Source organism: Streptomyces erythrochromogenes, from assembly GCF_036170895.1.
Taxonomy (GTDB): Bacteria; Actinomycetota; Actinomycetes; order Streptomycetales; family Streptomycetaceae; genus Streptomyces; species Streptomyces erythrochromogenes.
This window is the reverse complement of record NZ_CP108036.1, coordinates 7,189,610-7,204,826: the sequence shown is the minus strand read 5'-3', so window position 1 is coordinate 7,204,826 and position 15,217 is coordinate 7,189,610. Positions and strand designations below refer to the sequence as shown.

At 73.7% G+C, this 15,217-nt stretch carries 10 protein-coding genes; 7 read left to right on the top strand and 3 right to left on the bottom strand.

Annotated elements, in window-relative coordinates; all coding sequences use genetic code 11:
- The first annotated feature begins 136 nt into the window (after positions 1-136).
- Positions 137-3,181, top strand: coding sequence for an AfsR/SARP family transcriptional regulator (locus tag OHA91_RS32900; protein WP_078959570.1), 3,045 nt, complete (start codon positions 137-139; stop codon positions 3,179-3,181).
- 147 nt (positions 3,182-3,328) lie between these two features.
- On the opposite strand, the gene OHA91_RS32895 is transcribed toward OHA91_RS32900, so the two are convergent.
- Positions 3,329-3,535 carry a hypothetical protein gene (locus OHA91_RS32895; RefSeq protein ID WP_031156750.1) on the bottom strand — a complete coding sequence of 69 codons (207 nt, stop codon included), beginning with the start codon at positions 3,533-3,535 and terminating at the stop codon, positions 3,329-3,331.
- Between the two features lie 201 nt (positions 3,536-3,736).
- On the opposite strand from OHA91_RS32895, the gene OHA91_RS32890 reads away from it, so the two are divergent.
- The 6 genes from OHA91_RS32890 (at position 3,737) to OHA91_RS32865 (ending at position 12,808) form a co-directional block, all read left to right on the top strand.
- Entirely contained in the window at positions 3,737-5,611 is a 1,875-nt protein-coding gene (locus tag OHA91_RS32890) for an AfsR/SARP family transcriptional regulator (RefSeq protein WP_328740560.1), read from the top strand.
- 90 nt (positions 5,612-5,701) lie between these two features.
- Positions 5,702-8,992 (top strand): non-ribosomal peptide synthetase, encoded by a 3,291-nt coding sequence (locus tag OHA91_RS32885; RefSeq protein WP_328740559.1) that lies wholly within the window; start codon positions 5,702-5,704, stop codon positions 8,990-8,992.
- 54 nt (positions 8,993-9,046) lie between these two features.
- Positions 9,047-10,447, top strand: a complete 1,401-nt coding sequence (locus OHA91_RS32880; RefSeq protein ID WP_328740558.1) for a serine hydroxymethyltransferase — start codon at positions 9,047-9,049, stop codon at positions 10,445-10,447.
- Entirely contained in the window at positions 10,444-11,133 is a 690-nt protein-coding gene (locus tag OHA91_RS32875; protein ID WP_266503659.1) for a DUF2461 domain-containing protein, read from the top strand. The genes OHA91_RS32880 and OHA91_RS32875 overlap by 4 nt, the downstream gene beginning before the upstream one ends.
- Positions 11,130-12,200 carry a threonine aldolase family protein gene (locus OHA91_RS32870; RefSeq protein WP_245240260.1) on the top strand — a complete coding sequence of 357 codons (1,071 nt, stop codon included), beginning with the start codon at positions 11,130-11,132 and terminating at the stop codon, positions 12,198-12,200. The genes OHA91_RS32875 and OHA91_RS32870 overlap by 4 nt, the downstream gene beginning before the upstream one ends.
- A 26-nt stretch (positions 12,201-12,226) precedes the next feature.
- Positions 12,227-12,808: a GNAT family N-acetyltransferase gene (locus OHA91_RS32865; RefSeq protein ID WP_030657532.1), complete on the top strand. Its 582-nt coding sequence runs from the start codon at positions 12,227-12,229 to the stop codon at positions 12,806-12,808.
- Positions 12,809-12,875: 67 nt separating this feature from the next.
- Here OHA91_RS32865 and OHA91_RS32860 read toward each other — a convergent pair whose 3' ends face one another.
- Together OHA91_RS32860 and OHA91_RS32855 are read right to left on the bottom strand one after the other, a co-directional pair.
- Positions 12,876-14,021 carry an acyl-CoA dehydrogenase family protein gene (locus tag OHA91_RS32860; RefSeq protein WP_031156734.1) on the bottom strand — a complete coding sequence of 382 codons (1,146 nt, stop codon included), beginning with the start codon at positions 14,019-14,021 and terminating at the stop codon, positions 12,876-12,878.
- Entirely contained in the window at positions 14,018-15,208 is a 1,191-nt protein-coding gene (locus OHA91_RS32855) for an acyl-CoA dehydrogenase family protein (RefSeq protein WP_051893692.1), read from the bottom strand. The genes OHA91_RS32860 and OHA91_RS32855 overlap by 4 nt, the downstream gene beginning before the upstream one ends.
- Positions 15,209-15,217: the final 9 nt, after the last annotated feature.

The following is a 15,217-nucleotide window of genomic DNA, read 5'->3' as shown; positions in this document are numbered from 1 at the left end:
CCGCTCGCCCCTCTACCGCTATACGGACAAGGTGGCCTGAAACAGCCGCTGCTTTTCCCAAAGGTTGACTGCACCGAGGAATCTTCTTTGCGGTACCGTTCGCGCCTGACGCGGGGTTTCAAAGGCGGGGGACCTGTTGAATCGGTTTGTCTTCAGACTGCTGGGGCCACTGCTCGTCCAGGCCGAGGACGGCCCCTTGCGCATCAACGGCCGGCGCCAGGCGACGGTCCTCGCGATGTTGGTGCTCTATGCCGACCGCGTCGTCTCGGTGGACACCCTGGTGGACGCCGTGTGGCCGGATTCGCCTCCTGCGACGGCACGGAACCAGATCGCGATCTGCGTGGCCACCCTGCGCAAGACCTTCAAGCAGGCCGGGGTGACCGATCTGCTGATCACCTCTCCCCCGGGCTACCTGCTGGCCAAGGGTGAGCACCGCGTCGACGTCCAGGAGTTCCTGGAGCGCGCCGACCAGGGCCGCGACGCCGCCCGGCACGGCCGCACCGAGGAAGCCTGCACGCTGTTCGAGGAGGCGCTGAGCATCTGGCGGGGCGCGGCGCTCGAGGAGACGCCCGGTTCCCGGCTGGAGGCCGAGGCGACGCGGCTGGAGCAGATGAGGCTCACGCTCATCGAGGAGCGCGCGGGGCTGATGCTCCAGCTGGGCCGCCACCGCGCGCTCATCGGCGAGCTCACCGAGCTGGTGGCACGGCACCCGCTGCGCGAGCAGTGCCGCGAGCACCTCATGCTGGCCCTGTACCGGTCGGGCCAGCGGGCCGAGGCCCTCGACGTGTTCCTGCACGGCCGCCGGTTACTGACCGAGCAGCTCGGGATCGAACCCGGTCCGGGGCTGCGGCAGTTGCACGACCTGATCCTGCGGGACTCGCCGGAACTGACCCGGCCCCCGGCCGTGGTGGCCCCCGCGCCGGCCTCCGTGCACACGATCCCGGCGCAACTCCCCGCGGGGGTCATGGCGTTCACCGGTCGGCAGCGCGAGATGGCCTCGCTGGACCGGCTGCTGAAGGAACCGTACAACCCCCACACCCCCGCACTGGCGACGATCGTCGGCGTGGGCGGGGTGGGCAAGACGGCACTGGCGGTGCACTGGGCGAGCCAGGTCGCCGACCAGTTCCCCGACGGCCAGCTCTTCGCCGATCTGCGGGGCTACGACGAGGAGCAGGCGCCGGTGTCCCCCGCCGCCGTGCTCGACCGCTTCCTGCGCGCCCTCGGGATCGCCGCACCCCAGGTGCCGGCCGACCCCGACGAGCGGGCCTCGCTGCTGCGGAGCCTGCTCCGCACCCGCAAGACGCTGATCGTCCTGGACAACGTACGCTCCTTCCACCAGCTCAGACCCCTGCTGCCCGGCGGCGGGCGGAGCGTGGTGCTGGCCACCAGCCGGGAGAACCTGGGCGACCTGACCGGCGACTACACGGCGCTCAGCATCCGGCTGCGGATGCTGGAGCCGACCGAGGCGACGGCCCTGCTGATCAAACTGGCCGGGGCGGACCGGTTCGGCAGCGACCCGGTGGCCGTGGAGCAGCTCGGCGCGCTGTGCGACTGCCTGCCGCTGGCGCTGCGGATCGCCGGGGCACGGCTGGCGGCCAAGCCCAACCTGAGCGTGCGGAGCCTCGTGGAGCGGCTGCGCGACCACCGGTCCCGGCTCGACGTGCTGAGCCCGGGCGAGGGCGGGGTCCGGGCGGGCTTCCGGCTCACCTACCGGGACCTGCCGCCGGAGGCGGCCCGGATGTACCGGCGCCTCGGGCTGCTGCGCACGGCGGACTTCGCCGCCTGGGCGGGGGCGGCCGTACTGGACACCAGCGTGTGGCACGCGGAGGAGCTGATCGACCACCTGGTCGACGCCCAGCTGCTGGAGGTGGCGGAGGCGGCGCCGGGCCGGGCTGCCCGCTACCGGTTCCAGGACCTGCTGCGGCTGTTCGCCCGGGAGCGGGCGGAGTCGGACGAGCCGGAGGGGGAGACGGACGCGGCGCTGGAGCGTGCCTTCGGCGCCTGGCTGTGGCTGGCCGAGGAGGCGCACCGGCGGATCGACGGGCGGGAGTTCCCGGTGGGCCGTCCGGCGGCGGCCGCCCCCGGCTTCCTGGGCGAGCTCGCCGACGAGCTGCTGGGCTCGCCGATGGACTGGTTCGAGTCGGAGCGCACCGCGGTGACCGACGTGGTGGCCCAGGCGGCGGAGACGGGCCGGGCCGGTTACGCCTGGATGCTGACCGAGAGCGCGGTGCCGCACTTCGAGACGAAGAACTACCTGGAGGACTGGCAGCGCAGCGCCGAACAGGCCCTGGCCTCGGCCCGGCGGGCCGGCGACGAGCCGGGCGAGGCGACGATGCTGCGGCTGCTGGGGTCGCTGGCGATCTACCAGCGGCGCTACGAGCAGGCCGAGGGCTGGAACATGGCCGCGCTGCGGCTGCTGCGCACCACCGGCGATCTGGGCGGGGCGGCGCTCGCGCAGCGGAACCTGGCCATGTGCGCGCGGTTCCAGGGCGACTGGGAGCGGGCGCTGGAGTACTGCGAGGCGGCGCTCAGCGGTTTCCACGACTCCGGGGACATCGGGAACGAGGCCCATCTGCTGGGTTTCCAGGCGCAGATCGAGCTGGACCGGGGCAACGTGGGCGGCGCGCTGCCGCTCGCCGAGCAGGCGGTGGCGCTCAGCCGGCGCACCGGATCGGTACGGGCCGAGGCACAGAGCGTGTACCGGCTGGCCGAGGTGCGGCTGCGCGCGGGGGACCTCGGGGAGGCCGCCGAGGCGTTCGGCGCCGTACTGCGGCTGACCCGCGGTGAGGGCGACCGGGTCGGCGAGGCGCACGCGCTGCGGGGCCTCGGCCAGACGCAGTGGAGCCAGGGCCTGCTGCAGGCGGCGGGGGACACGCTGCAGCAGGCCCTGGAGATCACTGATGAACTGGCGGACCGGTTCCTGTACGCCCGGGTGGAGACGGACCTCGGGTGCGTGGACGCGCTCGGGGGCCGCTGTGCGGAGGCGGCGGAGAGGTTCCGGCGGGCCTGTGCCGGCTTCGGCGAGGTCGGCGCGCAGCCCTGGCGGGCGCAGGCGGGCCGGCTGCTGGCGGCCGTGCAGGATGCGGGGGGTGAGCCGGGCGGTGGGGGGCCCGGAGGGCTGCCGCATCGTTCCTTCACTCCGGAGGAACTGACGGCCCTGTTGGCGCATCCGGCGAACTGACGCCCGTCCGTAGGACTCGGGCCGCGGCGGCGGCATGCGCGCAAGTGCGGTGGTGCGGTTTCACGTGGTGCGGTTTCGCGGGTCGTTGCGGGGTGCGAGATCGCGGTGGTGCGGGGCGCGGCCCGCAGGAGGGGCACCGCGAGGCGGTCAGCCCCAGGGCATGTCGCCGTTCGTGCCGGCGGAGCCCGGGTGCGAGGGGTGCAGCGGCTTGACGACCCCCCAGGGCATGTCGTCCGCCTGGACGCTGGTGCCCGCCTGCGCCGTGCCGGCCGAGGCGGCCCCGCTGCCCACGAACATCCCCGCAAGAACGACCAGGCAAGCGGCCGTCGTCTTCGCCGTCCGGGTGCTGCGCATCTCGGATTCCCCTCTCGGTGGATCATCTCTGCGCCGCTCGCTGCGGCACGAATGGAACAGTAGGGACGTCTCCTTTCTCTTCCGTGTTCCATCGATTTCGCGACCCGAGCCCCCCGCGAAATCGACACGATATCGAGGGGACAACGCCCTCCTCTAGCTTCGTTCGAAGATTCTTCTCAGGAATCACGGATGGGGCGGTACATGGAATTCCGAGTGCTCGGGCCAGTAGAGGTACGGCGGGACGGCCACCGGGTCGCGTTCTCCGGGGCGAAGCTGCACACCGTGCTCGCGGCGCTCCTCCTGGCCCGCGAAGAGGTCGTGTCGGACGAGCGGCTGTGCCGGCTGCTGTGGGGCTGGGCGCCCCCGGCCACCGTCAGCGCACAGCTCTACACCTATATTTCGCGCCTGCGCAAGATTCTCGGCGACGAAGTCGTGATCGATCGCAGACCGCCGGGATATGCCATGAGCATCGGTAATGCGACCGTGGACCTGAACGAATTCGAGAAGCTGGCGCTCGGCGGCCGCGAGGCATTGATCAAAGAGGACTTCGAGCGCGCCGGTGAGCTGCTGCGCGACGCCCTCGCGCGGTGGAACGGGCAGCCCTTCGCGAACGCCACGGAATACCTGGCCGACGCCGAGGCCCCGCGGCTGGCGGAGGCACGCGCCGTGACCCTGGAGCACCGCATCGCCGCGGACCTCGCCCTCGGTCGGCACGAGCAGATCACCGGTGAGCTCACCGGGCTCGTCGCCGAGTTCCCGTTGCGCGAGCGCATCCGGTGCCAGCTGATGACCGCCCTGTGCCGGTCCGGGCGGCAGGCGGACGCCATCCACCTCTACCACCACGGCCGGGCGGTGCTCGCGGACGAGCTCGGGGTCAATCCCGGCGAGGAGCTCCAGGCCACCTACCGGGCGCTGCTCGACGGCACGCTCGACCGGTGGCCGGGAGCCGCCCCCGCCGTACGCGCGGGCGCCCGGCCGCGGCCTTCCGGCCCGTCGGCCGCGGCTCCGGCGATGCTGCCCCCGGACACCGTCGACTTCACGGGCAGGGGCCCCGAACTGGATCTGGTGTGCCGCGCCCTGACCCCCGACGGCCAGGGTGCCGGGCGGCCCCGCCGGGTCCTGGTCACCGGGATGGCGGGGCTGGGGAAGACCGCCCTGGCCGTGCACGCGGCCCACCGCTGCCAGCGGCACTTCCCCGACGGGCAGTTGTACGCCGACCTGCGCGCCGCGGACGGCACCCCGCGGCACCCGGCCCGGGTGCTGCGCCGTCTGCTGCGGGCGCTGGGCCCGATGGACGACGTACCGGCCGCCGACGACCAGGACCAGCTGGTGCGCCTCTACCGGGAGCGGACCCGGGGCAGGCAGCTGCTCATCGTGCTGGACAACGCCTCGGGGGCCGCCCAGTTGGGGCCGCTGCTGCCCAACACCCCGGAGCCGGCGGTGCTGGTGACCGGGCGTACGGCCCTGCCCACCGTGGCCGGGGCGCACACCGTGGCCCTCGCCCCCCTGGAGCCGCGGGACTCGCTGGAGCTGCTCGCCGCGGCGGCCGGCCCCGCCCGGGTGGCGGCCGCGCCCTGCGCCGCGTCCGCGATCGTCGAGCACTGCGCCGGTCTGCCGCTGGCGCTGCGGATCGTCGGCACCCGGATCGCGGCCCGGCCGCACTGCACCCCGGACCGGCTCGCCCGCAGACTGGCCGATCCCGCCACCCGGCTGCGGGAGCTGCACTCGGGCGACCTGGACGTGCACACCTCCCTGCTGCCGTCCTGGCGTGCGCTGGAGCCCGAGGTGCGGGCGGTGTTCCCGGCGCTGGCGGCGCTGGGGGCGCAGCCGTTCCCGGCCGCCGAGGCGGCGACGGCGCTGGACCTGCCGGAGGCCGAGGCCGAGCGGCTGCTGGAGGCGCTCGCCGACGCGGCCCTGCTGGAGGTCAGCGGCGCGGACGAGTGGGGCCAGCCCTGCTACCTGTTCCACCCGCTCGTACGGCTCTTCGCGCTCTCCCTGGAGGAGGGGCGGGCGCCGGTGCCCGGCGGCCCGGTCGGCCGAACGGAGCATAACCGGCGGCTAACTCACCGCCCCTAGCCTCGCCCTGCCCCGCAGCAGGGCGTCCCGGCCCGGATCCACCCGTGCACGCAACAGCCAACGGCCCGTAACACCGAATGGAGTTGGACCATGACCGAGCTCCTGCCCGCTCGCGCGGACAGTGCCGCGTCCTTCCCGATGACCGAGACGCAGCAGGCACTGATGATCGGGCGAGGCGAAGCCGTCGAGATGGGCGGCATCGGCTGCTACGGATACTTCGAGTGGGAGCGCGCGGACCTCGACCCGGAGCGGTTCGCCACCGCCTGGCGCAAGGTGGTCGCCCGTCACGACATGCTCCGCGCGATCGGCAGCACCGACGGCACCCAGTGGGTGCCGTCCGACCCGCTGCCGTTCGGCATACCGGTCGTGGACCTGCGCGACCTGTCCGCCGACGCCGCCCGGGAGCACCTCGCCGCGCTGCGCGAGGAGATGAGCCACGTGGTCTTCCCGGTGGGCAGCTGGCCGCTGTTCGACCTGCGGATCATCCGGCTGGGCGGTCCGGAGGACCTCGGCCGGGTCCACCTGGGGATCGACCTGCAGGTGCTGGACGCCTCCAGCGCCTTCCAGGTCCTCTTCCCCGAGCTGGTCGACCTGTACGAGAACCCGGACGCGGAGCTCCCGGAGCCGGGCATCGGCTTCGCCGAGTACGCCCGCTGGCGCGCCGAAGCCCTGCCGCACACCGAGGCCTTCCGCACCGCCCGCGACTACTGGGTGCAGCGCGTGCCCACCCTGCCGCCGGCCCCGTCGCTGCCCACGGGCGGCTCCGGCGGAGACGCCGGCGAGGTCCGCTTCGACCGGCGCGAGCACCGCCTCTCCCCCACCGACTGGCAGCGGTTCACGGAGCGGGCGCACGGGGCGGGCCTGACCCCGTCGGTGCTGCTCACCGCGGCGTTCGCCGAGGTGGTCCGGGCGTGGGCGGAGGAGTCGGACTTCACGATCAACTACCCGGTCTTCCAGCGCCCGGCGGTGCACCCGGACATCACCGGCGTGCTCGGTGACTTCACCAACGCCGTGATGCTCGCCGCCGACGGCTCGGGCGCGACCTTCCTCGACCGTGCGCACGCCCTGCGCGACCAGCTCGCCCGCGACATGGAGCACGGCTCCTTCAACGGCGTGCGCGTCCTGCGCGAGCTGACGCGCCTGCACGGTGTGGGCGCACAGGCCGGGATGCCCGTGGTCGTCACCAGCCTGCTCGACTATCCGGTGCGCCGGCCCGTCACGGACCTGGGCCGGGAGGTGTACTCGATCTCGCAGACCCCGCAGGTGACGCTCGACGTGCAGCTGCGCGAGCTGGCCGGCGAGCTGCGCGTCATCTGGGACTTCGTCGACGGGGCGTTCGCGCCCGGTTTCGTCGACGCGGCCTTCGGCGTGTACGTGGACCTCCTGGAGAAGCTCACCGACGACCCGGACAGCCTGCACACCGCCCGCTTCGACCTGGTACCGCCGGCCGAGCGGGAGCTGCGCCGGCAGGTCAACGACACCGCCGGGCAGATCCCGTACACCACCCTGCACGAGCTGTTCGCCCGGCAGGCCGAGCTCACGCCCGACGCCGAGGCCGTGGTGGACGCCTCCGGGCGGCGGCTCAGCTACGCCGAACTGGCTTCGTACGCTTGGCGGATCGGACACACGCTGCGCGAGCACGGGGCGGCCCCGGGCGAGCTGGTCGCCGTCGTGATGGAGAAGGGCTGGGAGCAGTACGCCGCGGTCTACGGGATCCTCGCCTCCGGTGCGGCCTACCTGCCGCTGGACGCGTCCGTTCCGCCGGAGCGGCTGCGCAGGCTGCTGGCCGAGGCCAAGGTCGACCGGATCCTCACGCAGTCCTCGCTGGAGTCCCGGATCAGCTGGCCGCCCACGGCCCGCCGCTACCGGGTGGACAAGGACTTCGAGACCGGCACGGCCACCCGGCCCGACACCGCGCAGACCCCCGCGGACCTCGCGTACACGATCTTCACCTCGGGCTCCACGGGCGAACCGAAGGGCGTGATGGTCGACCACATCGGCGTGGTCAACCTGATCCGCGACGTCGCGGCACGCTTCGAGGTCGGTGCGCGGGACCGGCTGCTGGCCATCTCGGGACTCCACTTCGACGCCTCGATCTACGACGTCTTCGGGGTGCTCACGCAGGGCGGGACCGTGGTGGTGCCGCCGCCGTTCGAGCACGCCGAGCCCGATGTCTGGGCCGATCTGGTGCAGGCGGAACGGGTCACGCTGTGGAACTCGGTGCCGGTCCTGATGGAGCTGCTCGTCGGCGAGGCCGAGGTGCGCGAGCGGCGCGGCGGCGGCCGGCCGCTGGAGTCGCTGCGGCTGTCGGTGCTCTCCGGCGACTGGATCCCGCTGACCCTGCCGGACCGGCTGCGGGCCCAGAGCCCGAAGATCCAGGTGGTGGGCTCGGGCGGTCCCACCGAGACGATCTGCTGGTCGCTGTTCCAGCCGATCGGCGAGGTCGACCCGTCCTGGACGAGCATCCCGTACGGCAAGCCGATCACCAACCAGCGCTACTACATCGTCGACGGAGCGGCGTACGAGCGCCCGCTCGGCGTCGTCGGCGAGATGGCCGTGGCCAGCGACGTCGGTCTCGCGCTCGGCTACTGGAACGACGCCGAGCGCACCGAGAGCCGCTTCGTGCGCCTGCCGGAGACCGGCGAACGCGCCTATCTGACCGGTGACCTGGGCCGGTACCTGCCGGACGGCAGCATCGAGATCCTGGGCCGGGACGACTTCCAGGTGAAGATCCAGGGGCACCGGATCGAGCTGGGCGAGATCGAGGCCGTGCTGCGCCAGGACGACGAGGTCGAGGCGGCCGTGGTGGTGGCCCCCGCCAGCGCCCACGGGGTGCGGAGACTGCACGCCTTCGTGGTGGCCGGTGCCGGCTGCGACGCCGGCGCGGCCGACCGGGTGCTGGGGCGGCTCGCCGCGCAGCTTCCCGGCTACATGGTGCCGGCCGCGCTGACCGCGCTGGACGAGCTGCCGCTGACCCGCAACGGCAAGGTCGACCGGCTGCTGCTGGCCTCCTCCGCCGGGAGCCGGCAGTCCGCCGACGACGCGGCCGTGCGCGACGGCGGGGACGGGACGGGCAGCGCGCTGGAGCTCGTGCTGTGCGCGGCGGTCGCCGACATCCTCGGCCTGGACGGGGTGGCGCCCGGCGACAACTTCTTCACCCTGGGCGGCGATTCGCTCAGCGGGACCCGGCTCGCGGGGCTGCTCAAGGAGCTGCTCGGGGTGCCGGTGCCGGTCAAGACCGTGTTCCAGAACCCGGTCGTCTCCGAGCTCGCCGCGAAGATCGCCGCGGACGAGCAGCACGGCGCGGAGGCCGTCGCGGCCGCCGAGGCCTTCGGCGAGCTGGAGGCCGACGAGACGGACACCGCCGATGCGGCCGGCTGAGGACACGAGCCGGTTCAGCACGGCCATCACGGACGATTCCGAGAGGGGACAGTCATGAGCCTCACCCTGCCCGCGCCCGTCACCGATCCGCTGGACGAGGACGGGCTCCGGGGCGGCGCGCCACAGGCGCCCGCGCCCGACCTGGTCGATTTCGCCGCGCACGCCAACAACCGCCTGAGAGAGCGAGATTCCGTCCTGTACGACCTGCTGTCCCGGGAGTCGGCGCGCCAGCGCGACACCCTGATGATGGTCGCGGCGTCCAGCGTCGCGGACCCGTCCGTGCTGGCCTGCGAGGGCAGCACGCTCGGGAACCTGACCGCCGAGGGCTTTCCCGGCAACCGCTACCATGCGGGCTGCGGCGTCGCCGACGAGATCGAGCGCCTCGCGATCGAGCGGGCGTGCGCGGCCTTCGGCGCGCAGGACGCGATCGTGCAGCCGCACTCGGGGTCGTCCGCGAACCTCGCCGTGATCACCGCACTGCTGAGCCCGGGCGACTCCCTGCTGGGTCTCGACCTGGACTGCGGCGGCCACCTCACCCACGGCTCCCCCGCCTCGGTGACCGGCCGGTACTACCGCGCCCACGGCTACCGGGTGACGCCGGAGGGGCTGCTCGACTACGACCAGATCCGCGAACTGGCCCTGGAGCACCGGCCGAAGCTCATCGTGTGCGGTGCGAGCGCGTACCCCCGCAGCATCGACTTCGCCCGGTTCCGGGAGATCGCGGACGAGGCCAACGCCTATCTCCTGGCCGACATCTCGCACATCGCGGGACTGGTCGCGGCCGGCCTCCACCAGAGCCCCGTCGACCACGCCCACGTGACCACCACCAGCACCTACAAGCAGCTCTACGGTCCGCGCGGCGGGCTGATCCTGCTGGGCCGCGAGGCCCGCAGGGCCGGGCCGGAGCGGGGAACCCTGGCCGCAACCCTGCGCCGCGCCGTGTTCCCCTTCACCCAGGGCACCCCCGACCTGGCGTCCGTGGCGGCCAAGGCGCGCGCGCTGGACTTCGTGGCGAGCCCGGACTTCGCGGAGGTCGCCAAGCGGCTGGCGGACGGCGCGCAAGCGATCGCCGAGCGGCTCCTGGACCGGGGCTTCCGCCTGGTCACGGGTGGTACGGACACCCACATGGTGCTGCTCGACCTGCGCGGCACCGGTGTCACCGGGGACGTGGCCGAGGAGGCCCTGGAGTCCTGCGGGATCGTCGTCAACCGCAACCGGGTCCCCGGGGACACCACCCCGGTCCGGGTGACGGGGGGCTTGCGGCTGGGCACCAACACGCTGGCCGCGCGCGGGATGGACCGGACGGTGGCCGCCGAGTGCGCCGACCTGGTCGCGGACGTCCTGACGGCGCTCGCCGCACCCGGCGGAGTCCTGCCGGACGCGCTGCGCGACCGGGTCCGCACCCGGGTCTCCCAGCTGTGCGCCGCCCACCCCCTTCCGGGGTACCTGCCGTGACCTTCAGCGGCTTCCCGCCCTCGGCACTGCGCCTGTACGAGGACCTCGCGGCCGACAACAGCAAGGAGGCGTGGCGGCTGCGCCACCGCGAGCGGTACGAGCGTGACGTGCGTGCGCCGATGGACGAGCTGGCCGCTGAACTGGGCACGTTCTTCGAGGAGTGGGCCGGGCCGGGCGGAGTGCAGGTGCTCGGCCCGGTCCGGGACACCCGGATGTCCCACGACAAGTCCCCGTACAAGACCTACCAGGGCGCCTACCTGGACCTGCTGCCCTGCCTGGGCCTGTGGGTGCACCTGGACCGGGACGGGCTGTACGCCTCCGGCCGCTGGTACCCGTACGCCGGGGCCGAGGTCGCCCGCTACCGTGCCGCCGTCGAGGAGGAGGACGGCGGCGCGGAGCTGGCGGCGATCACCGGCCGGCTGGCGGAGCAGGGCTTCGTCCTCGGCGGGGACCGGCTCAAGTCCCGGCCGCGGGGGGTGCCCGCGGACCACCCGCGGCTGGACCTGCTGCGCCATCGCAAGATCGACGCGGGGCGCCGCCACGGTCCGGCCGCGGGCCTGCACACGGCGCGCGCCGGGGAACTCGTACGGGAGACCTGGCTGCTGGTACGGCCGCTGCTGGACTGGATGGCGGCGCGCGAACTCACCCCGAAGCCCCGCGAACGAGGAGTTGACGACCCGTCATGACCATGGGCTTTTCCGGCACCGCCGATCTGCGCAGCGACACGGTGACCCGGCCGGGTCCCGGGATGCGGGCCGCGATGGCCGGCGCGGAGGTCGGCGACGACCTCTTCGGGGAGGATCCGACGGTCCGCGCCCTGGAGGAGCGCCTGGCCGGGCTCTTCGGCTTCCCGGCGGCCCTGTTCACGCCGTCGGGGGTGATGGCCAACCAGATCGCGCTGCAGCTCCTCGTCGCCCCCGGCGAGGAGCTGGTGTGCGACGCCGAGGCGCACGTCCTGGCCCACGAGGAGGCCTCCCCGGCCCGTTACGGCGGGATCCAGACGCGTACGGTGGCGGCGGAGCGCGGGGTGGTCACCGCGGCGCTGCTGGCCGGCGCGGTCCGGCGGGGGAACGCGTACACCCTGGGCACGCGGGCGGTGGAGGTGGAGCAGACCCACACCCGGGCCGGCGGTACGGTCCACCCGCTGGACACGCTGCGGGAGGTGCGCGAGCTGACGTCCGGCGCGGGCGTGGCGGTCCACATGGACGGCGCCCGGATCTGGAACGCGATGGCCGCGACCGGGACTTCGGCGGCGCAGTACGGGGAGACGGCCGATTCGCTGTCCGTGTGCCTGTCGAAGGGGCTGGGCGCGCCGGTCGGTTCGGTGCTCCTGCTCCGGTCCGAACACCTGCCCAGGGCGAGGAAGTTGCGGCACGGCCTGGGCGGGAGCATGCGGCAGTCGGGCATCCTGGCGGCTGCGGGGCTGTACGCCCTGGACCACCACGTGGAGCGGATCGCCGAGGACCACGACCACGCCCGGCTGCTGGCGGCGGGGCTGCGGGACGCGGGTTTCACCGTGCGCCCGCCCGAGACCAACATCGTCCTCGTCGCGGTGCCGGGCGCCGGCGAGGTCGTCGCACGGGCCGCGCAGGAAGGAGTGCTGGTGACCGCACCGGACCCGGACACCGTCCGGCTGGTCACCCATCTGGACGTAGGACACAAGGCGTGTCGGCACGCCCTCGGGGTGCTGACCGCCGTGATGACCGATGTCGTCGCCGGGGCGCGGAAGACCGTGCCCGCGGGACGCTCGTAAGAAGCGGAAGAGAGCGAAGTAGCAGCATGAGTTTAGAAGTCCGGCCCGCCACGGCGGATCTGTGGGACGACGTCCGCCAGGTGCTCCAGCCGAAGAAGAGCGCGCACACGTGCTGGTGCATGGCGTGGCGGCTGACCACCGGCGACTACGGGCGGATGACCGCGGAGGAGCGGGGCGAGCACCTGCGCACCCTCACGGAGAAGGCGGACCCGCCGCCCGGGGTCCTCGGGTTCCTGGACGGCGAGGTGGCCGGCTGGTGCAACGTGGCGCCGCGCCGCCAGCTCGACCGGCTGACCTCCTCGAAGACGATCACGCCGGTGGACGACGTGCCCGTGTGGTCGGTGACCTGTTTCGTCGTGCGCAAGGAGTTCCGCGGCAAGGGGGTCGCCTCGGGCCTGCTGGAGGGGGCCGTCGAGCACGCGCGGGCGAACGGCGCGCCCGCCGTCGAGGGATATCCGGTCGACCCGGAGGGCGGCCGGGTGAACCCGACCCTCGCCTATGTCGGGACGATGGACATGTTCGAGCGGGCCGGCTTCCGCCGGATCCAGCGCACCGAGGCGAAGAGCGACAAGCGGCACCGCTGGATCGTGCGCCGCGACCTGGTCTGAGGGTCGGTACGGCGGTACAGGGGAAGGGGCTCCCGCAGTGCGGGGGCCCCTTCCTCGCGCCGGCCGGTCAGGGGGTGTGCGCCGCGGTGTCCCACAGGTGGGCGGGGCGTCCGCAGCGCAGGGCCTCCCAGGCCGCGCGCCGGTAGCAGCCGGCCACGAGGCCGTCCCGTACGAGACCGGAGGCGCCGTGCAGGTGCACGGCGTCACGTGTCACATCCAGGGTGGTCTCGGCCGTGAGCGCGATGAGCCCGGCGGCCTCCCCCGGGGTGAGCCGGCCCTCGTCGAGGTCGCGGGCCGCGTCGCCGACGGCCCAGCGCACGGCGTCGAGCCGGGCCAGGAGCCCGGCCACCCGCAGCCGGGGTCCCTGGTGCTTGACCAGGGCCTGGCCGAACTGCTGCCGTCCGCGGATCCGGGAGACGACCGCGGTCAGGGCCGCCGCGGTGATGCCGGCCAGCAGGGACGCCTGGTGGACGGCGGCGCGCAGGCCGACGCGGGCGAGGGCCTGTTCGGCGGCGAGCCCTCGCAGCAGTACCGACCCGGCCGGGATCCGTGCCTCGTCGAAGACGGCGCCGGCGACCGCGCCCCCGCCGTGGTCGCGCAGCGGGCGTACGGTCACACCCGCCGCGGGCAGGTCGACGAGGGCGACGCAGGGGCCGTCGGGGCCGCTCGCGAGGACCAGCAGGCCGTCCGGCCCGACGCCGGCGGCGAACGGGCCGCCGGTGCCGGTGAGGAGGACGCCCGCGCCGTCGCCGTCCGGTTTCCAGGCGATGCCCGGCGGTACGGTGCCGCGCGGGTCGGGCAGCCGGCCCGGGACGGCGAGCTGGAGTTCCCCTGCACGCACCCGGTCCAGCAGGTCGTCGGTGCCCTCGGGCGCGAGGGGGCCGAGGGCGGAGAGCACGTCGAGCGCGAGGAGGGTGTCGGCGAGCGGGACGGGCTGCATCGCGTTGCCGGCCTCCTCGCAGACCATGGCGAGCACGGCCTGGCCGAGGTCGAGGCCCTCCTTCTCGATGGGGAGGGCGAACTCCCAGGCCCCGACCTGGGTCAGCGCCTCCCAGGCGCCCGCGGGAGTGTCCCCGTCGACCTCCAGTCCCTGCCGCACGGTGAGCCTGAGCTGCCGGAAGAGCGAGTCCTCGTCCTCCCGCTCCCGCCACCGCTCGGGCGCCTGGCCGGCCGCCCCTTCCGTACCGCTCCCGTTGACCGCCTGGGTCGTCACGGCCGTACCTCCGCCCCTGAGTCGAGACGCAGCCGGGCCAGCGTCTCCAGCATCATTTCGGCGGTGCCGCCGGATATCCGCATCCCCGGGGCTTCGCGCATCGCCGAATCGAGTGGGTGTGCCACCCCGTCGACCTCCGGGTCGTCGAGGGTCATGCTCGTGTCGCCGTCGAGTTCGGCGGCCCACCAGGCCACCTCCGCGGCGAGTTCGGTGGTGTACCACTTCGCGGCGGCGGCCTCGTCCTCGTTGAGCTCGCCCCGGTCGAGGCGGGTGAGGACGCGGCGGACCAGGGTGCCGGCCGCGAGCAGCCGGGCGTTGAGCTTGGCCAGGCCGATCTGGTCGTGCTGGCCGGCCTCCAGCCGGTCGGTGTGGGCCTCCAGCCGTTCGACGGCGGCCCGGTACCAGCGCAGCGCCTTGACGTAGTAGTCGAGGCCGGTGCGTTCGAAGGCCAGGGTCTTGACGACGATCGCCCAGCCCTGGCCGATGGTGCCGACGACATCGTCGGCGGTGACGGACACTCCGTCGAGGGCGACCTCGTGGAAGGCGTCGTCGCCGATGCCCGGGATCTGCCGGATGGTGACGCCGGGCTGGGCCAGGGGCACGAGGAAGAGGCTGAAGGCGTCGTCCTCGCCGCGGGCCAGGCACAGGCCGTAGTCGGCGAAGCGGGCGAAGAGCGAGTGGACCTTGGTGCCGTAGAGCTTGTAGCCGCCCTTGCCGTCGGAGACGGCGCGGGTGGAGAGGATGTTGAGGTCGGAGCCGGCCTGCGGTTCGCTGAAGAGCACGCAGCCGAAGGAGGTGCCGGCGGCGAAGCCGGGCAGGTGGCGCGCCTTCATCTGCGGGCTCGCGACGTTGAGCAGGGTGGAGCCGACGATCTGCACGGTGAGCGTGTGCAGCAGGTCGGGGACGTCGTGCATGGCCAGTTCCTCGACCAGCACGGCCGCCGCGACCTGGCTGACGCCGCGGCCCCCGTACTCCTCGGGCCACTGGGGTGCGAGCAGGCCCTTCTCGCCGAGGGCCCGGTGGATGGGCCGGGGGTCCCGGGTGCGCCGGGCCTCGGCGACGGGGGCGGACACCAGGATGTCGTGGATGTCCTCGCGCAGGGCCCGCATGGGGGTGCGGGGCACGTCGGCCCCGCTCCGTACGAGCCCGCAGTCCGCGGGCGCGCGGTAGAACTCGGTGGTGAGCACGGGCAACTC